The sequence below is a fragment of the Paenibacillus sp. P4_A9 genome, from assembly GCF_056402415.1.
Map to the genome: position 1 here is coordinate 20,888 of NZ_JBFUHL010000052.1, position 18,356 is coordinate 39,243.

The window sequence follows — 18,356 nt, forward strand, 5'->3', positions numbered from 1 at the left end:
AGAAAGCATTGCCCTTAGGTTTTAAAAGCATTTCAAACATGTATTTGTAAAATAACTATATTTTGTAAACGCTTTATTGTCAATTGTTATTATTTTATAAACACTCACAACAATTGATTAGAATTTGTGCAAACGTCATTTTTTGCACAAAAAAAAGCCCGTGGCCCCAGCAGGATCACGGACTTTACATCGATTCTAACTGTTAAAACAATTCGGGAGCACGTTCCTGATGCAGCTTCACACTCATGACAAGACCAAGTGAAAGCATATTGATGAGAAGCGACGTCCCTCCATAACTTACGAAAGGAAGTGTAATACCTGTTAACGGCATAATACCAATCATCATACCGACATTTTCAAATATTTGAAATACGAACATGGATACAACGCCAACGACGATATACGCTCCACCCAGCTGAGAGCTTTGGATGGAGATCAGAATCATCCGGTAGATTAGCAAGAAATAAATAAGCAAAAGAACAGCAGACCCACGAAAGCCAAACTCTTCTCCTACGACGACGAAGATCGAATCGGAATAGGCGAAGGGGATGAAGTTACTATGCACGGAAGTCCCTTGCAAGAAGCCCTCTCCTTCTAAGCCGCCAGAACCAATGGCCCTTACCGCGTTACGAACCTGATAACTATCATCATCGGAGACGTCCTGCGGATAGAGGAATGTATCAATTCGATCCATCCAATGGCTGAAACCGTAGCCTTTAAGCATTTCTAACAAGCTGGCATGGAAAGTCTTATACAGCGTCAACATGAGGAATCCTACGCCTKCCACGACTAGGATACTTATCAAAACTTGCGAATATTTGATATTCCCAATCCACAGCATCCCAAGCAAAATGATGATAAATATAATCGCGTTCCCTAGATCCGGTTGGATAAGCACAAGCCCGAAAGGAATTAGGACGGCTAGCCCTACAGGAATAATATCATTTTTAACGAGGAGATGGTCTCCTCCGCGTTTGGCAAGGAGCGCTGTTATGCAAATAATCAGGATCAGCTTGACGAGCTCCGCAGGTTGAAACGTCAATCCGCCTGGAAGCTCAAACCAGCCGCGTGCACCGTGGATTTTTTTACCGAAAAAATAAACGGCAATCAAAGAGACAATTCCGATCCCATACAGGTAGGGAGCAATTCGAATAAGAACACGGTAATCKAACAAACTACAGGCTAGGAAAGCGACTAACCCTACCGCATATAAGACCAGAATTTTTGTAATACTGATGTTAATCGTCGGATGATCGACAGAAGAACTGTAGACCATCATCGTACTTATAACCATAAAGGCAATCAGAATGACAACAATTGGAATATCAATGTTTTTCAGCTTGGCAAACACAGAACAATCATCCTATTCCAATAAACTTTTTCATACGTTTTACCCAGCCGGTTTTATCCTCAAGCTGCATGAGTGGCACCGTATCCCCAACGATACGCCGGGCAATATTCCGATACGCGATAGCTGCGCGTGACGAAGGGTTCATCACGGTTGGCTCACCTAAATTAGCAGCCTTTATGACATGCTCATCATCCGGCACAATCCCCAACAGATCAATGGCAAGTACGGAACAGATTTCATCGATGTCCAGCATCTCACCCTTTTTCACCATCTGAGGACGTATACGATTAATCACAAGCTTCGGAGAAGAAATTTTCTCATTCTCCAGCAGGCCTATAATACGATCGGCATCACGAACAGCTGCATTTTCCGGTGTCGTCACAACAATCGCTTTGTCTGCACCCGCAACCGCGTTTTTAAAGCCCTGCTCTATGCCTGCCGGACAGTCGATAATGACGTATTCGAAATCATTTTTGAGCTCTAATATAATCGTCCGCACCTGTTCAGGAGTTACGGCATGTTTATCTTTCGTCTGAGCGGCTGGCAACAAATACAACTCGTCAAACCGCTTATCTTTAATTAACGCCTGTGGCAATCGGCAACGCCCTTCCGCAACGTCAACAAGATCGTAAATAATCCGATTTTCCAAACCCATAACCACATCTAGATTACGTAAACCAATATCGGTATCAACCATGCATACTTTCTTCCCAAGAAGCGCGAGTGCGGTCCCCAGATTAGCGGAAGTCGTCGTTTTACCAACGCCGCCTTTACCTGAGGTAACAACGATAGCCTCTCCCATATTCCTCACCCCAGACACAGTTTTTTTGTTGAAAATAGTTATTTAACAGGAGCATCCGGCCAAATCTTATGAAGCTGATGCAGCTTATCGATTTCCATTTTACCTTCCTTCACATAGGCAAATTCCATGAATGCCTCCTCGATTCCCCACTCATCAGGAGAACGACTGATCACTCCGGCAATTCGCAATTGTGTAGGACGCATATGAGAGGCAGCAATGATTGCCTTCTCATCCCCTTCTGAACCCGCGTGAGCCATACCGCGAAGGGATCCCATGATGTAAATATTTCCCGTGGCGGTTATATTCCCGCCTGGATTAACATCACCTAAATATAATAAATCCCCTTCGTTATGAAGAGTTTGTCCTGAACGGATCATCCCTCTTAGCGTGGTCATGGCAACCTTAGGCTCCACAGATGCTTCCACCTTAGGTGGTTCACTTTCGATCGATTGAATCAAGAGGTTCCCCTTCTGCTTAATGACAGAACGAATCTCTTCCTTCTGCTCATCCGTGGCCTCGCGGCTGCCTAATTTGACATTCACATGAATAATAGGACCCGTTAATATTTGTTGATGCGTTTTCTCGAGCTTGTGTTGCAGCTCTTGCAACAGCTCTTGCCAATCGCATGCGTCATTTAGTAAAAAAACAAGGCCATCTTTGACCCCTTTTATCATCACATGGTGCTTCGCTACAGTCATAATGGCATGACGACCTCCCAACCTATACATTTCGGCCCTTGTTCTAGTTTTTCCTGCTTATCGCCTGGAAAATTAATCTTCCTTCCCTGAAGCTGCAAGTCGCTTTCCTTCAAGCAGTTTACGAATGGGAACATAGCAAATCAAGGCCACAAGTAAATTAAATAGAACACTTGGGAGCATGTAATGGGTGAGAGCAAAATTTAAATCTATGGCAATTAGTTTGAATAAGCGGTTGATCCCATAGTTGAGAAACTCAAATATGAGCAAGCCTAAGCTCGTGATAAGTAAATTGTAAAAAATTAAATTAGGTTGCTTACGCTGCGCAAGTCCTGCCAAGTAACCTACGAGCCCCATGCTGAAGGAGTATACGCCGAGCATAGCACCGTAGTAAGTGAAATCATGTAGTAATCCAAAAAGAAGTCCATAAAGTAAAGCCGCATGACGATGATGAAAAAGTCCAATAAATATGATGAAAACCAAGGTTAAGTGCGGGGTTACAAAGACGATCGATTGCCATGCAGCTGGCAACAGCCAAACTACTAAACTGCCTTGAAGGATAAACAATCCAAACAGGATGAGCCATAAGACCTGTCTATTCATTTTTGTCGGCTCACCTCATTTCACTTCCGGAACTTCAACGACGAACACTTCACGGATCCGATTAAAGGATGCTCTCGGCTTCACCATGACCTTGTAGGTAATTCCGAATTCCCCAGGCCCAATAGAAGAGATCGTACCTACTTCTATCCCTTTAGGAAAAATCTGCCCCAAGCCTGATGTAATAATCGTATCGCCGACCTTCATGTCGTCCGCATGCTCGACCTTATTCATCACCAACTCACCTACTTTGGGATCATATGATTCGATCATCCCAAATGGCTGAGTCTCATTTCCTTTGACAGTAACGGCAATCGCTTTCGAGTTGTTATCCGTATCATTGGTCTCCGTTAGTAGTTGTACATTGGAGTGAAACCCAAATACTTTACTTACTCTTCCTACTAAGCCATCAACCGTCATGACCGCCATGTTCTCCTTAATCCCGTCTTTATCACCCAAATTAATCGTTACAGTGCTATTGTACGGGTCTGGATCAATAGTGACGACCTCTGCAATACGATACGTGTAATTGTTGGCTTCTCGCTGACGCTCTGTGAAGCCAAGCGATTCCATCAGTCGTTTGTTTTGTGATTCAAGCTCATTCAACCGTTGTGTATCTCGCGCATACTGCGTGAGTGTCAGCTTCAATGTTTTGTTTTCTTCATAAATGACTCGCAAGTGCCTGATATCTTCGAAGAAACCCGCTACCTGCGCAGCGGGCTTGTACAAGAGTCCTTGCGTCCATGAAACGGAGTCTTTGACAAATTTCTCAGGCCAAGACATTGGCCCTCGATTTCCAAGTGTTAGTCCCATTAAAATAAAGAAACAGACTAATCCGGACATAAGAAAAATGAGTCGTTTATTTCCCATTAATTTAAACAAATTAGCACCTTCTAACGATAATTAACCCTTATACCTCGAACCCGTTCCTGATTTGTTTTTAAATAAGTGAATATTTTCTAATGCTCGGCCCGTTCCAATCGCAACGCAATCTAACGGATTTTCGGCGACCATAACGGGCATTCCCGTTTCTCTTGCTAGAAGCTTATCCAGATTACGCAGTAATCCGCCTCCACCTGTCAGTACAATACCACGATCCATAATATCCGCTGACAACTCAGGCGGACATTTCTCAAGTGTGACCTTCACGGCATCCACAATGGCACTTACCGTGTCCGACAACGATTCTGTTATCTCAACCGATGTTACACTGATTGTTTTCGGTAAACCGCTAACAAGGTCACGACCACGAATTTCAAGTGATTCCGCTTTATCTGTATTTAGAGCGGTACCAATCTCGATCTTCAATGTTTCTGCTGTACGTTCTCCGATCATGAGGTTGTACGTACGTTTAATGTATTGAATAATAGCTTCATCCATTTCATCGCCAGCGATACGAATGGAACGGCTGGTTACAATACCGCCAAGCGAGATGACAGCGACTTCCGTCGTTCCTCCGCCAATATCAACGACCATGCTCCCTGTCGGCTCCCATACAGGAAGATCGGCACCAATTGCAGCAGCGAACGGCTCCTCGATCGTGTAGGCTTCTCTTGCTCCTGCTTGCTTCGTTGCATCTTCAACAGCACGCTTTTCCACAGCTGTTATTCCAGACGGTACACATACCATGACATTCGGATGACGCGGGAACAACCAACGTTGCTTCTGCGCTTGTCGAATAAAGTAACGAATCATCGTTGCTGTCGTGTCGAAATCGGCGATGACGCCATCTTTCATCGGACGAACTGCACGGATATTCCCTGGGGTACGCCCAATCATCTTTTTGGCCGATTCACCCACTGCTTCAATTGTTTTCGTATCGGTACGAAGGGCAACCACCGAAGGCTCCCTAACGATAATTCCTCTGCCTTTCACATACACCAATGTATTCGCAGTACCCAAATCAATCCCAAGATCTTTCGTAAAACCACCAAACATACAAACGGCTCCTTTCCTGTTGCGTGTTCTATTATATTACATAAAGCCTTGTTCCTTCAAACTTATAAATCTCTGATCTCCAATGATAACATGATCTAACACTTCAATACCAATTATGGCTCCAGCTTCTACTAATCTCCCCGTCAGACTAATATCTTCCGGGCTTGGGGTGGGGTCTCCACTTGGATGGTTATGTACACAGATGATCGAAGCACTGCTCCGTTTAATGGCAGCTCGAAACACTTCCCTAGGGTGGACAATGGAAGCGTTCAAGCTGCCCATCGATAAGGTTTCTTGCGCAAGGACATGATTTTTGGTATTCAGAAACAAACAGACGAAATGCTCCTTTTGTAAATACCGAAGATCCTCGCTCATTAAATTTGCGATATCTTTGGGTGAACGAATCGTAACCCGCTCCTCGTACGAGCTTTTGGCCAGCCTGCGACCTAGCTCAATACCCGCCATAATTTGAAGAGCCTTCGCATCTCCAATTCCCTTGATTAGTGTGAGTTGGTCCTTACTCATATCGACAAGGCTGCGAAGTCCACCGCTTTCACTTAGAATCCGGCTTGCCAAATGAATGGCTGATTCCGCTACGGTCCCAGTTCTTAATAGAATGGCAAGCAGCTCAGCATGGCTTAACGCTCCCGCCCCCAATTGGAGCATTCGCTCCCGCGGTCTTTCTTCAATCGGAACTTCTCTCAGCATCAAGCTTGAGCTTTCCATGTTTTCCCCTCTTCCGTTATGTAGGTTGTGTTACTTATTGCTATCCCATGCATAAAGATATTGACCCCAAAAACAACATAAAACCCCCGGATTGTAAGATCCGAGGGCTTCTAGGATGGAGATTCTGTATTCGATTCCGGACACTCTAATGCCCTTATTTGTTCAAGCATGCTGCCGATTGTATGACCTTCAAAGTAATTTTCCATCTGCTTTTCAGCATCGGTGAAAACCTTACCCATCAATCGATCCATTTTGGATGAAATCATACAAGGCTTGGACTCATCACCAGAGCACCAACTTGGCTTCAATGAACCTTGGCACGTCAAACGGTAAATCTCCCCGAGTGTGACTTCCTCAGGCTTACAACTTAATATAAAACCGCCACCGATGCCTTCCTTCGTTGACACATAGCCTGCTTTTCGCAGAAAGCCCATGACTTTACGAATTCGTGCAGAATGGGTAGACACATTAACTGCAATTTCTTCGCTAGTTGCCATATGATCCGGCAAGTGAGCTAATAGAACCAGACTGTGGACGGCAATTGTAAATTCGCTGTTCATGGCAGCTACCTCCCAGACAAATGCGAAGTCATGTCGCTTACTGTCATTGTAACCTTTACAGATTAGTCAGTCAATCCAATCACCCTATTTGGGAAGTAGAATAGATAAGCTTGGAAATCGTGTTACAACACTTGAATATCGAACATTAGAAGTAGATCACTTAACAAGGAAAGCGGGAGCCCCACAACCGTGAAATAATCCCCCTCTATACCGCTGATGATCGTTGCCCCAATCCCTTGAATCGCATAAGAGCCAGCTTTATCCTTGGGTTCCCCCGTTGCAATATAGCGCAATATTTGTTCGTCAGACATCGGCTTCATTCGTACATTGGTCACGCTATGCGAGACAACTTGTTGACCTGTAGCAGCATCCACGCAGGCAACACCACTATATACCTGATGTATATTCCCTTGTAAACCTTTCAGCATGCGGAAGGCATCTTGTTCATCAACTGGTTTACCAAGAACTTCATCGTTATGAACAACAACCGTATCCGATCCTATGATAACGCCGTGTTTATCTTGCTCTTCCAGCATTTCTCTGACTGTTGAGGCTTTACGCAGAGAAAGCAATTCAACGAGCTCAGCAGGCGTTATTTTTTGTTCGACGGACTCATCCGCGTCACTCACCCGAATAATATAAGGTAGTCCGAACGATTGAATAAGCTCCTGCCTCCGCGGCGACGAAGAAGCAAGAATAAGTCTTACATGGTCTGGGGTACGCAAAATTAACAACTCCTAAATTATAATCAACCAATTTACATATTCAACTTCTCACTAGAGTTTCCGATAAAGGAGATAGGCTCCTACTAATCCTATAATACTACATAGGTTTAGCTTCACCAAAAGGTTAAATTCATATTTCACAACTTGTAAATCCGCTTTAGGCTCCCATGTAATTTGAACTGATTTGGTTAGAAAGGCGAGAGCAGGAACGGGCGCCAGCAGCTGGCCGATAATAATCCCAGTAATTAATCCGACGATTAGAAAAATGATTAATGCAAACGTGTTTTTTTTCATACCTGTCATCCTCTCTATGTATGTACAAGCCTATTATACGAGGAATCACCTCTTTTTTCCATGTAAAATAAGCGGCTGCGCCGCCCAATGAATCGATGGTGATTCTTACCTGCTTACATAATAGAGCAATCCTAGTAAGATAGTTACCGGAGGTAATTTCAACTATGACTCTACTCAAAAGACTTATTCTGTTCACTTTATTACTAACAATTGCGTTCCCCTATCATGCATTCGCTTTCAAGGTGGTACTTGATCCCGGTCACGGCGGAAGTGATCCTGGCGCAACAGGCGTTGGCGGTCTCCGTGAAACCGATGTCAACTTGGACATCACCCTAAAAGTAAGGCAAGCCTTGCTTGATCGAGGTTATGAGGTCATTTTAACACGAACTAATGACACTTTCTTGTCTCTCGCTCAGCGCGTTGAATTCACGAACGAACAGCAAGCTGACTTATTCGTATCCATTCACGCCAATGCACATTCGAGCAGCAAGGCCAATGGGACCATGGTGCTCTACTATGACAACGCATACCCGCAAGAGGATTATCCAGCAAGCAGCACAATGACCCAATTAACGCCTTACAGCAAAGATTTGGCTCAGCTAGTACAGGACGCTTTGCTTGCACAAGCCGGAACCAAGGACTTAGGTCTGACACCAAGCGCTGTCTATGTGGCCCGAATGGGAACAATTCCAAGCATTCTTGTAGAAACAGCCTTTCTCACGAATAAAAGCGATGCAGCATTGCTAGCTAGCGATGCCATGCGTTCCAAAATGGCGATCGGAATCGCCAATGGAATCAGCGCGTATGAACCGCCTCTCTTTACCGATGTGCTTGTACATTGGTCTAGATCAGCCGTTCTTCGCATGAAGAATAAAGGCATTGTCGAAGGTATTGCAAACAATTACGAGCCAGACCGCGCGCTGACGAGAGCAGAGTTTCTTACTCTGATGGATCGTGTATTCTCATTCAGCAAGCTGCCTTCTGTCTGCAGCGCTAATGGAAGTGTGACTTCCAATGTTTATGGATGCGGGACTGGACCTGCTGCTAAAAGCTACTCTGATTTGCCTGCTTCACATTGGGCCAATGCCGTTTTTGCCAAAGCAGGGAAGTTAAACCTACTTCAAGGTTACGCGGACGGAACCATTCGTCCTAATCAGGCCATTACACGCGGGGAAGTTGCTTATTTATTTAATCAGCTTCTGCAAATGACATCGCCAACCAAACAATCAACGGATCAATCAGCATTCGATGATGTACCCAAATCGCTTTGGAGTGCTTCAGCCATTAACACGTTGAAAGAAAAAGGCATCATCAATGGCATATCGGAAACTACCTTCAAGCCAGATCAAACGATGACTAGGGCAGAAATCGCCTCCCTGCTCGATCGTTACATCACCAAATAACAGGAAAGCCGTGTATCTCAACTCCGATAAAGAGTTCAGGTACACGGCTTTTTGTTTAAGCAACACTAATCAATTTGAGAAGATCCTTCTGAGCAATAATGTACTGCATCAAAGAGGATTGTGCTTGCCACATCAATGCCTGTGATGGCGTTTTTTTGTATTCTTCCATAGATTGAACGGCACGATTGATCGCTGTTGTCATCTTCTGCATCGACTGCTTTACATCATCCCCAGCTCCGTCTGCGAGCCCTGTGCCGAGCGTAATGAGTGCCTGATGTGATGTACGAATCGCCTGTAAGGATGCATCCGTGAGAGCGGTTGGCTTCGTCTCTGCCAAATGGATAAGAGTCAATCCACTTATCGTATTCACGAGCTTATCGCCATCAGCAATGTAATTGGCCACGGACTCTGGCTTTGCGCCAGACCAACGAATCCCCATTACAGCTGGGAAATCCACGTTTTTCATAAAGACCTCAATGGTTTTATCCGTTGCCTGCACACCTTGTCTCAGCGCAATGGCATCGTCCTTCGTCTTAGCAAAGCCAACAAACACAGTAAGCTTGTCGGAGTTGTCTATTGCTGATGCAAGCCCCTTCTTACTAAGAGAATCCTGTACGGCCTGAGCTCCCTGTAAGGAGCTAAACACGCCATTTTGCAAGAAGGTATACGATTTCGCAGGGATTTGCACAGGTGTGACGGCTACCGATGTCGCAGGTAGAGCAACATCCCCTACGCCAGTTTGTGTTTTCGAGGTTGCTGCTGCAGCCTGTGTATTCGGGGACGGCACGGTTATTTTAGCAGGATTCGAGGTCGCAACACTCGGATCTCGATCCGAAGAGAACATGGAGAGCACGAAGAAACCGAACGCGATGCCAGTTACTACTGCACCAGCCACCGATGTTGCGATACGAATCCACGGGGTACCTGACGATTTCGCATATCTAGTCCCTGTCCCAGGCTCCCTGTATGGTTCTCTGTAAGGCTCTCTGTAAGGCTCTCTGTAAGGCTCCTTGGATGTCCAATTGGACCACTCATCCCGCGTATCCACAGGCTCCACATCTTTTCGGACTGGAGATGGTTGTGGGGAATTTTGCTGCTCCCGGGTTATCTGCGTTTCACGAATAATACGTTCTACGCGCTCGCCCTCTGATTCGATCTGACTATGCCAGTTTCCAAAATCAGTGGTAAACGTATTCAGCGCATGTGATTCAAATAAGGACTCCACTTGCTCTCTTTCAGCTTGCTCGTAAGGCGTCACTTCTTTCGAATTGCGGTCTAGCTTCGCGTCTATAACTTTATACTCTTCTTGATAGAGTGGGATTACGTTTTCCTCTTGATCATGGACCCGTGCTGCTCTGCGTGTTGATTCTGCCCCTTCCTTGGGGTCGAATCGATAGGTGATTCTAGCTTTTTTCATTCTCTTCCCACACTCCTCATCATATGTATGTTGGAAACGGGCGCAATGCCGTATCATCTTGTCCCAATCTTCTGTTACTAGAGTATGAGAGAGAGAACCTTAATATGATTTTTTTATGAGAAAACCTCTATCGAGGCCATTCACAGATGAGCGACCGCGTTAATTAGTGGAGAGACTTTGGTCTCCGACCAAAGATCCCTATATATGGTAGGTTTTATCGCCAATAAGAAAGCTGTTTTCGGAAGCCGAAAACTCATACTTTCTTATGTGGTAGAAAAAAAGACCGCCTCCAGCCCCATTGGCTCCAGCGATCTTTTCTCTACGTATGTGATTCGTATTTCTTGCGCAGCGATTTAGCTAATCCATCGGCTGCCTTCCAGATGTCACCTGCGCCCATCGTAAGGACGAGGTCACCAGGCTGAACGTGGTCAACCAAATAGGTTAGTACCTCTTCACGGGTGGCAATATGCTGAACATTCGGGTTGCTGTTGCTGCGTATCAGCTCGACTAGCTTTACGGAGTCAACACCTTCAATTCGTTGTTCACCTGCCGGTGAATAAATATCGGTTATGATCACTTCATCCGCTTCAAGGAAGGAACGGCTAAACTGCTCAAACAAGTAATAGGTTCTCGTATACCGTTGCGGTTGAAACACAGCGATTATGCGCTTTCTCGTTGCTTTCGCTGCGGAAATCGTTGCTTGAATTTCCGTAGGATGATGCGCATAATCATCGATAACCAAGATGTTTTCAACTTCGCCAAGCACCTGAAATCTACGCTTTGCCCCTCGAAACTCTTGAATAGCTTCCGCAATTTTCTCGAAAGATAGACCTGCTTCCAAGCAGGTAATCAATGTCGCAAGCGCGTTATAAACATTATGTTTACCTGGTACAGATAGACTAACTTTCCCTAAGGAAGTGCCCTTGAACTCTACCGTAAAGGTAACCTTGCGGTCACCAAGCGAGATGTCACGGGCAATATAATCCGCTTCCGTCTCAATACCATACGTAATCACTTGGCTTTGAATTTCCGGAATCATTTCCCGCAGGAATTCATCATCCTGACAGACAATCGCTTTTCCGCCAGGTCTTACTTGGCTTAAAAATTGTTTGTATGCTTTTTTCAAATTTTCGAAATCGCCATTATAATTTTCCAAATGGTCGGCTTCGATATTGTTGACTAACGCGAGGGTTGGGTGATATTGCAGGAACGTTCCATCGCTCTCATCCGCTTCCGCAACAACGTACTCACCTTTGCCAGCTTTGGCATTGCTGCCTACATTCATGATTTCTCCACCGATAATATACGTTGGATCTATGCCGCAAATCTCCATCACCAAAGCAATCATGGAGGAAGTTGTTGTCTTACCGTGGGCACCTGCAACGGCAATCCCTTTGCGTTCGTTCATCAGCCTTCCCAACATTTGCGAACGATGAATAATGGGAATGTTCAATTGCTCTGCAGCTTGCATTTCCACATTGTCTTTGGATAACGCCGTTGAATATACAACCAAATCGGCTCCTGATACGTTAGTCGCCTCATGGCCAATAAACACTTGAGCACCTTTAGCTTTCAGTTTATCTGTAAGCTCTTGCTGTGCTAGATCTGATCCCGAAATACGGTATCCCATCTCGAGCATGACTTTGGCAATGGCACTCATGCCGTATCCGCCGATTCCTATAAAATGTACGTGTTCTGCTTGACTCACGCTGTTCTCACCATCCTTTTTCAGAATCGGTTTGATAGGTTATCCAAGAACGAACATCAGAGATTAAATACAGCGTGCCGGATACGACCGCCAGATCATCCTGCTCAGTTCTATTTGTTAATAAGGTTAAAGCTTGCTTCCAATCGCTTTCTACAACAATGTCAACCTCACGATTCATCTCTCGAAGAAGACCACTTGCGATTTCAGCGAGCAGGGAAGCATCCCCTTTTTTATGAAAATTAGCTTCCGTAATAATGAGCGTATCCACCAATGGTAGTATATGCCTTAAGTAGCCTGTATGATTCTTCGTTGCTAGCATTCCAATCATCATATGAAGCTTCTTATAGCTATAGACGTTTTGAAGTGCTGCAGCCAGTGTTGCAGCCCCTTCTGGGTTATGAGCCCCATCGATAAGGATCCGCGGCTCTTGTGAAACCATTTCCAGCCTACCTGGCCATTTGGTCCCCTCAAGCCCCTTCTGCAAATCTACGTCCTCCACAATCGTGGCATAATATTGACGAAGCACCTCAAGTGTCATGACCGCTACGGCCGCGTTCTTCAATTGATGCTCACCGTTCAACGTGATGGACAGATCCGGAATAGGTCGAAAAGGTCCATTAAACTGGAAGCTTTGACGATCTAGCGTGCTGTTCACTTCAGTCAGTGAAAATTGATCACCAAGGGAATAAAGCGTCGCTTTCTTCGCCTTCGCAGTTTGTTCAATAACGCTCCAAATCGCCGCAGGCTCAACTGCTGTTATGACAGGAACTCCTGCTTTAATAATCCCTGCTTTTTCAGCTGCTACCAGCTCCAGCGTATCACCCAGAATATCCATGTGATCATGGCCGACATTGGTAATAACGGTAACGATTGGATTCACGATATTCGTGCTATCCAGCCTTCCCCCGAGTCCTGTTTCCCATACCACATAATCGGGATAAGCCACTTTGCCAAAATAAAGAATGGCCAGTGCAGTCGAAATTTCAAACATCGTTGGCGGGCCAACCTCAGTTGCTGCAATCTCATCCACGATCGGCTTCATGTCATTCACTAAACGCAGCAATACGTCATCCGCAATGTCAGCACCATTCACTTGAATACGATTGGTATACCTCACCAAATACGGCGACGTAAACGTGCCTACATCATAGCCGCACGCTTGAAGCACGGAAGCTAGATAAGCGCATGTTGAGCCCTTTCCATTCGTACCCGCCACATGAATGAACTTCAGCCTGCGTTCAGGGTGCCCCAGCTTTTCCATCAATAGCTGCATACGTTGGAGGCCCGGCTTCATACCAAGCTTCTCCATCCGTCCTACGATCCAATCAATGGCTTCCTGTGCGGTTTGGAACTCACCCACAGTATTCTTGATTTCATCCATTGTTCTCATCCTCTTTTACTATATGAATCACCGTGTAGACGAACCTAGGCGATCGTATAATTTGCGTTCCTTATGCCTTTAACTCCGCTAATCGCACGATAACTTTATCTCGCTTATCCGCATAATCGGCAAGCTTGGCTTTCTCTTCTTCGATAACTTTAGCAGGTGCTTTAGCCACAAAGCCTTCATTGCCTAGCTTCTTCTCAATACGCTCAACCTCACCATGTAAGGATTGCAGTTCTTTGTCCAAACGTGCAAGCTCTTGCGTAATATCGATCAGGCCTGCTAACGGTAGGTATAGCTCAGCTCCTGTGATAATTGCCGTCATCGCTTTGTCCGGTGCCGCCATTGTAAGGTCTATTTCAAGCATGGACGTGTTGCAGAAGCGTTTCAAATACTCCTCATTTTTGCGAAGAATGTCCTGTGTCTCTGCACTAGCCGGTTTAATCAGAAGCTCTACTTTCTTACTCATAGGCACATTCACTTCTGCTCTGATATTACGAACGGAACGAATCGCTTCCATCAAAAGCTCCATCTCACGAATCGCATCAGGCGCTTCGAAGGCTGCGTTCTCTGTCGGCCAAGCCGCCAGCGTAATCGTATCCCCAACATGCGGCAAGTGCTGCCAGATCTCCTCCGAAATGAACGGCATGAACGGATGAATCAAACGCTGCGTTTGATCTAATACATAAGCGAGAACCGATTGTGTCTGCTTTTTGGCCGCTGCATCGGTACCATACAAGCTCAATTTACTGAACTCAATATACCAATCGCAAAGATCATCCCAAATGAAATTGTAGAGAAGACGGCCTGTTTCGCCGAACTCATAGCTATCAATTAGACGAGTCACGTCACGAACGGTTTCATTCAAACGATGTAAAATCCAACGATCAGCCGTACCTAATTGACCAGTCAAATCGATGTCCGCTGCGTTTACACCCTCCAAATTCATCAGAGCGAATCGGGATGCGTTCCAAATCTTATTTGCAAAATTCCGTGCTTGCTCAACCCGCTCCCAACGGAAACGCAAATCTTGACCCGGTGTGCTGCTTGTCGAAATCATATAGCGCATGGCATCTGCACCGTATTTCTCGATAACTTCTAACGGATCAACCCCGTTACCAAGCGATTTGGACATTTTGCGGCCTTCGGAATCGCGAACAAGACCATGCATAAGCACATCTTTAAACGGAATTTGCCCCGTAAATTCGAGCCCCTGGAAAATCATCCGAGCTACCCAGAAGTAGATGATATCGTAGCCAGTTACGAGTACACTCGTCGGATAGAAACGCTTCATATCCTCGGAATCATTCGGCCACCCTAATGTGGAGAAAGGCCATAGCGCTGAGCTAAACCAAGTATCAAGTACATCGTTATCTTGCTTTAGATTCGTGCTTTGACAATGTGTGCAAGCCGTTGCATCCTCACGAGTTACCGTGATTTGACCGCAATCTGCACAATGCCAAGCAGGAATGCGGTGTCCCCACCATAGCTGACGGGAAATACACCAGTCACGTACATTTTCAATCCAATTCAAATATGTTTTCTCGAAGCGATCTGGTACAAAATTTACACCAGCGCCTGATTTCTGTGCTTCAATCGCTTGATCAGCAAGCGGCTGCATTTTAACGAACCATTGTGTAGATAAGTAAGGCTCAATTACTGCGCCACTGCGCTCGCTATGTCCAACTTGGTGAACGTGCTCCTCGATTTTGATCAGAACACCCTGTTCTTTCAAATCAGCAACAATTTGCTTACGGCAGTCGAAACGATCTTGCCCCTGGTATGGGCCCGCATTCGCGTTCATCGTTCCAGTTTCGTCCATAACAAGAATTTGCGGCAGGTTGTGACGCTTTCCTACTTCGAAATCGTTCGGATCATGCGCAGGCGTGATTTTGACCGCGCCGCTGCCGAACTCTTTTTCAACATAATCATCTGCAATAATCGGAATCTCACGGTTGACGATCGGCAGCAGCAAGGACTTTCCGATGAGGTGCTTGTAGCGCTCATCCTTCGGATGAACAGCAACAGCAGTATCGCCTAGCATCGTTTCAGGACGCGTCGTAGCAACTACGATCGAACCTGATCCGTCAGTCGTCTCATATTTCAAATGATAAAGCGCGCCTTGCACTTCTTTGTACTCAACTTCAATATCCGAAAGAGCCGTGCGTGCTGCCGGATCCCAGTTAATAATATAGTTACCGCGATAAATCAAGCCTTTTTCAAACAAGCTTACGAAAACTTCACGAACCGCTTGCGATAGTCCTTCATCCAGTGTAAATCGTTCACGCGAATAATCGAGAGAGAAGCCCATTTTGGCCCATTGCTCGCGAATCGTATCCGCATATAATTCTTTCCACTCCCAGACCTTCTCCAAGAACTTCTCGCGCCCAAGATCATAACGCGTTTGCCCTTGTTCGCGAAGCTTCTGCTCAACACGCGTTTGCGTTGCAATCCCTGCATGGTCAGAACCAGGCAGCCACAGGGTGTCAAAGCCCTGCATACGCTTCGTACGAATCAGAATATCTTGCAATGTAAAATCAAGTGCATGCCCGATGTGCAGCATACCTGTTACGTTCGGAGGCGGTATCACGATCGTGTAGGTTTCCGCGTCAGGACGGTTGCCTGCTTTGAAAAATTCATTCTTGATCCAGTAGTCGTACCATTTACGCTCCGCTTCTTTCGGGTCATACGTTGTAGGCATTTCCGTTTGTAATTTGGTTTCGGTCATATAAAGTACCTCCATATCTGGCTAGTTGTTATAAACACAAAAAAACCTTTCGCCCAAAAAAGGACGAAAGGTATAGCTTCCGTGGTACCACCTTCATTTCATGCGACTTACCCCAATGGCAAATAACATGACACTTAAAACAGATAACGGCTGCGACCGGAAAATGCTAATGCATGCGAGATGAAATCTCGACAATTGCACTCACATTTACTGCTCCAGGGCGACTTCGATCGGATGTATCCTGAGGAACCTCTCAGCGCTGCAGTTCCACTCTCTGAAGGGCGTTCCGACTACTACTCCCTATCCTTGCAATTCCATATGTTGGTTTGAAAATGATTTACACTATATGATAACTAACATTTGCCACATAGTCAATATGTAACAAGCCTGCTTCCGCGAATGTCATCGTTATTTCATAGTATTGGGAACAAATAGCATTTGTATACACGTTTAAACATAAAGAGCCCCCAGCCGCGATAGCAGCCAGAGGCTCTTGCCTATGTATCGGTATTTATTTGGGCAAATAAATAACTTGACCCACTACAATATCTTGATCGCCTAGACGATTCATGAGTTGAAGCTCACGAATTGTCAGTTGATAGCGCTTGGCAATGGATTCTAAGGTGTCTTCCTTCTGAACGATACATAATTTGAGCTTCCTAAACTCTTGCGACTCCGACCTGCTCTGGAGAAATAATCGTCTCCACTCTACGGCATCTATCCGCGATTCCGCCTCAAGAGCCGCTTTCGCCTCTGCTTCCGCAATCCGCTTATCGGAAAGATACGAGCCTGCCTTTGATAATAACGATTTGATGCCATACGGGTTTACCTCCACAGCGTCCGCCGCCTTCTTGCCAAAGGCAACTTTAAGCTCCTTTTTCTCCTCCGTAACAACGGTACTATCGGCATGCGGGGTTACCTTCAGCTCGATTTGCTCCACTTCTACACTAAACGAGTCATCACCATGAGTGACTGGTTGAGCCGCGATGACCGCTGGTTCAGGTGCAGCTGCAATCAGGGTTGGAGATGGTGTAGGAATCGGCGTAGGAAGAACTGGACTCGGCGGTGGTTGGATCACTTGTGGAACCTGCGGCTCTTGCGCTATTGGTGCTAGTACGGGAGCTGGTGTGTACGGAATGACAGGCTCGGAGCGTGGATACTCAACTTGATGTACAAAAGTAACCTCTTCTTCCTCCCGCCAGCCTTCTTGCGGCGCAGAAACCATTTCTACACCTTGCAGAGAAAGAACTCCTGTTACATTCAAGCTGCGAGCCGATAAGAGGTCGATATCAAAGTTCTCGATTTCCACCTGAATATCTTCTACACGATGAATGCGATTCAAGGGCAGCGTGATTTCGACAGGAATCAAATGCTCAAGTGTACGAGGGCTACCGCCTTCTTCACTAAAGTAGTTACCCGTAAGTAGTAAATTCCCCTTTAAGATCGCTTGATCATCCAGCGTTAGTACTTGAATATGCGGAAGCAATTCTACCTCATTCAACTCTTGTATAGCCGCCAAATTCTCCTGCAAATGCACACGTTCATAAATATCAAATCGTAATCCTGGTTGTTGTTCAGACACCGAATGAATCCTCCCTTCCGTTAATTCGAAACGTCAATCAGCTCCGAATTGTTGGGTGATATACTTGATTGTCTCTAAAAGTATATGGGTGGGGGAGGCCAGGCATGACTACATTTTTAATTTTTCTCAAACATCTGTTCCAATAATAACTTGAAATCTAGTGGATAGGGTGCATGAACAACAACCTCATCTTGCGTAATCGGATGTCTAAATACTAGTCGTTCACCATGAAGCGCTTGTCGTTGAAACAAACGTGAAGAACCTCCATATAAGGTATCTCCTACTAGCGGATGCCCTAAATGACTGAGATGGACCCGGATCTGATGTGTTCTACCCGTCTCCAATTCTACTTCCACGAGTGCTCCCGCTTTCATTTGTTGAAGAACACGATAGTGTGTAAGCGCCTGATCCCCATTGGGTGCCACTCTTCGCTTACCTGGCTG

General features: G+C 45.6%; 17 protein-coding genes and 1 other annotated feature. Of the genes, 1 reads left to right on the forward strand and 16 read right to left on the reverse strand.

What is annotated here, in order from left to right:
* Positions 1 to 202: 202 nt before the first annotated feature.
* The 10 genes from AC1DVJ_RS24035 to AC1DVJ_RS24080 form a co-directional block, all read right to left on the reverse strand.
* Positions 203 to 1,351 carry an FtsW/RodA/SpoVE family cell cycle protein gene (locus AC1DVJ_RS24035; protein ID WP_477594091.1) on the reverse strand — a complete coding sequence of 383 codons (1,149 nt, stop codon included), beginning with the start codon at positions 1,349 to 1,351 and terminating at the stop codon, positions 203 to 205.
* Between the two features lie 7 nt (positions 1,352 to 1,358).
* Positions 1,359 to 2,153 (reverse strand): septum site-determining protein MinD, encoded by a 795-nt coding sequence (gene minD, locus AC1DVJ_RS24040; RefSeq protein WP_056610363.1) that lies wholly within the window; start codon positions 2,151 to 2,153, stop codon positions 1,359 to 1,361.
* Positions 2,154 to 2,191: 38 nt separating this feature from the next.
* The gene (gene minC / locus AC1DVJ_RS24045) at positions 2,192 to 2,851 is read right to left on the reverse strand and encodes a septum site-determining protein MinC (protein ID WP_477594093.1); all 660 of its coding nucleotides are present in this window, start codon (positions 2,849 to 2,851) and stop codon (positions 2,192 to 2,194) included.
* Positions 2,852 to 2,923: 72 nt separating this feature from the next.
* On the reverse strand, positions 2,924 to 3,451 hold the full coding sequence (gene mreD / locus AC1DVJ_RS24050) for a rod shape-determining protein MreD (protein WP_477594095.1): 528 nt from the start codon (positions 3,449 to 3,451) through the stop codon (positions 2,924 to 2,926).
* A gap of 15 nt (positions 3,452 to 3,466) precedes the next feature.
* On the reverse strand, positions 3,467 to 4,318 hold the full coding sequence (gene mreC, locus AC1DVJ_RS24055) for a rod shape-determining protein MreC (RefSeq protein WP_477594097.1): 852 nt from the start codon (positions 4,316 to 4,318) through the stop codon (positions 3,467 to 3,469).
* 33 nt (positions 4,319 to 4,351) lie between these two features.
* Positions 4,352 to 5,386, reverse strand: coding sequence for a rod shape-determining protein (locus AC1DVJ_RS24060; RefSeq protein WP_477594099.1), 1,035 nt, complete (start codon positions 5,384 to 5,386; stop codon positions 4,352 to 4,354).
* A 36-nt stretch (positions 5,387 to 5,422) separates the two neighbouring features.
* Positions 5,423 to 6,112, reverse strand: coding sequence for a RadC family protein (radC, locus tag AC1DVJ_RS24065; protein WP_477594101.1), 690 nt, complete (start codon positions 6,110 to 6,112; stop codon positions 5,423 to 5,425).
* Between the two features lie 110 nt (positions 6,113 to 6,222).
* Positions 6,223 to 6,672 carry an RrF2 family transcriptional regulator gene (locus AC1DVJ_RS24070; RefSeq protein WP_477594103.1) on the reverse strand — a complete coding sequence of 150 codons (450 nt, stop codon included), beginning with the start codon at positions 6,670 to 6,672 and terminating at the stop codon, positions 6,223 to 6,225.
* A 122-nt stretch (positions 6,673 to 6,794) separates the two neighbouring features.
* On the reverse strand, positions 6,795 to 7,397 hold the full coding sequence (locus AC1DVJ_RS24075) for a Maf family protein (protein WP_477594105.1): 603 nt from the start codon (positions 7,395 to 7,397) through the stop codon (positions 6,795 to 6,797).
* A 51-nt stretch (positions 7,398 to 7,448) separates the two neighbouring features.
* Entirely contained in the window at positions 7,449 to 7,691 is a 243-nt protein-coding gene (locus tag AC1DVJ_RS24080; RefSeq protein ID WP_477594107.1) for a DUF4321 domain-containing protein, read from the reverse strand.
* A gap of 164 nt (positions 7,692 to 7,855) precedes the next feature.
* On the opposite strand from AC1DVJ_RS24080, the gene AC1DVJ_RS24085 reads away from it, so the two are divergent.
* Positions 7,856 to 9,094, forward strand: coding sequence for an N-acetylmuramoyl-L-alanine amidase (locus tag AC1DVJ_RS24085; protein WP_477594109.1), 1,239 nt, complete (start codon positions 7,856 to 7,858; stop codon positions 9,092 to 9,094).
* Positions 9,095 to 9,149: 55 nt separating this feature from the next.
* Here the strand turns inward: AC1DVJ_RS24085 and AC1DVJ_RS24090 are convergent, their stop codons facing one another.
* The 6 genes from AC1DVJ_RS24090 to AC1DVJ_RS24115 form a co-directional block, all read right to left on the reverse strand.
* Complete coding sequence (locus AC1DVJ_RS24090; protein WP_477594111.1) at positions 9,150 to 10,511, reverse strand: SPOR domain-containing protein; 1,362 nt, start codon at positions 10,509 to 10,511, stop codon at positions 9,150 to 9,152.
* 319 nt (positions 10,512 to 10,830) lie between these two features.
* Positions 10,831 to 12,171 carry a UDP-N-acetylmuramate--L-alanine ligase gene (gene murC, locus AC1DVJ_RS24095; protein WP_477594122.1) on the reverse strand — a complete coding sequence of 447 codons (1,341 nt, stop codon included), beginning with the start codon at positions 12,169 to 12,171 and terminating at the stop codon, positions 10,831 to 10,833.
* Between the two features lie 55 nt (positions 12,172 to 12,226).
* A complete protein-coding gene (locus tag AC1DVJ_RS24100) occupies positions 12,227 to 13,600 on the reverse strand; it encodes a bifunctional folylpolyglutamate synthase/dihydrofolate synthase (RefSeq protein WP_477594113.1) in 1,374 nt (457 codons plus the stop codon).
* A 70-nt stretch (positions 13,601 to 13,670) separates the two neighbouring features.
* Entirely contained in the window at positions 13,671 to 16,331 is a 2,661-nt protein-coding gene (locus AC1DVJ_RS24105) for a valine--tRNA ligase (RefSeq protein WP_477594115.1), read from the reverse strand.
* A 56-nt stretch (positions 16,332 to 16,387) separates the two neighbouring features.
* Positions 16,388 to 16,647 (reverse strand) — a binding site (T-box leader).
* 195 nt (positions 16,648 to 16,842) lie between these two features.
* The gene (locus AC1DVJ_RS24110; RefSeq protein WP_477594118.1) at positions 16,843 to 17,913 is read right to left on the reverse strand and encodes a LysM peptidoglycan-binding domain-containing protein; all 1,071 of its coding nucleotides are present in this window, start codon (positions 17,911 to 17,913) and stop codon (positions 16,843 to 16,845) included.
* Positions 17,914 to 18,029: 116 nt separating this feature from the next.
* On the reverse strand, positions 18,030 to 18,356 hold a 327-nt coding region (locus tag AC1DVJ_RS24115), incomplete at its 5' end, for an RluA family pseudouridine synthase (RefSeq protein ID WP_477594120.1).

Bases quoted from the DNA above. Each gene is read 5' to 3' on its own strand.
- minD (WP_056610363.1), bottom strand. From the start codon at position 2,153: ATGGGAGAGGCTATCGTTGTTACCTCAGGTAAAGGCGGCGTTGGTAAA.
- minC (WP_477594093.1), bottom strand. From the start codon at position 2,851: ATGACTGTAGCGAAGCACCATGTGATGATAAAAGGGGTCAAAGATGGC.
- mreD (WP_477594095.1), bottom strand. From the start codon at position 3,451: ATGAATAGACAGGTCTTATGGCTCATCCTGTTTGGATTGTTTATCCTT.
- mreC (WP_477594097.1), bottom strand. From the start codon at position 4,318: ATGGGAAATAAACGACTCATTTTTCTTATGTCCGGATTAGTCTGTTTC.
- AC1DVJ_RS24060 (WP_477594099.1), bottom strand. From the start codon at position 5,386: ATGTTTGGTGGTTTTACGAAAGATCTTGGGATTGATTTGGGTACTGCG.
- radC (WP_477594101.1), bottom strand. From the start codon at position 6,112: ATGGAAAGCTCAAGCTTGATGCTGAGAGAAGTTCCGATTGAAGAAAGA.
- AC1DVJ_RS24070 (WP_477594103.1), bottom strand. From the start codon at position 6,672: ATGAACAGCGAATTTACAATTGCCGTCCACAGTCTGGTTCTATTAGCT.
- AC1DVJ_RS24080 (WP_477594107.1), bottom strand. From the start codon at position 7,691: ATGAAAAAAAACACGTTTGCATTAATCATTTTTCTAATCGTCGGATTA.
- AC1DVJ_RS24085 (WP_477594109.1), top strand. From the start codon at position 7,856: ATGACTCTACTCAAAAGACTTATTCTGTTCACTTTATTACTAACAATT.
- AC1DVJ_RS24090 (WP_477594111.1), bottom strand. From the start codon at position 10,511: ATGAAAAAAGCTAGAATCACCTATCGATTCGACCCCAAGGAAGGGGCA.
- murC (WP_477594122.1), bottom strand. From the start codon at position 12,171: ATGAGTGCCATTGCCAAAGTCATGCTCGAGATGGGATACCGTATTTCG.
- AC1DVJ_RS24100 (WP_477594113.1), bottom strand. From the start codon at position 13,600: ATGGATGAAATCAAGAATACTGTGGGTGAGTTCCAAACCGCACAGGAA.
- AC1DVJ_RS24105 (WP_477594115.1), bottom strand. From the start codon at position 16,331: ATGACCGAAACCAAATTACAAACGGAAATGCCTACAACGTATGACCCG.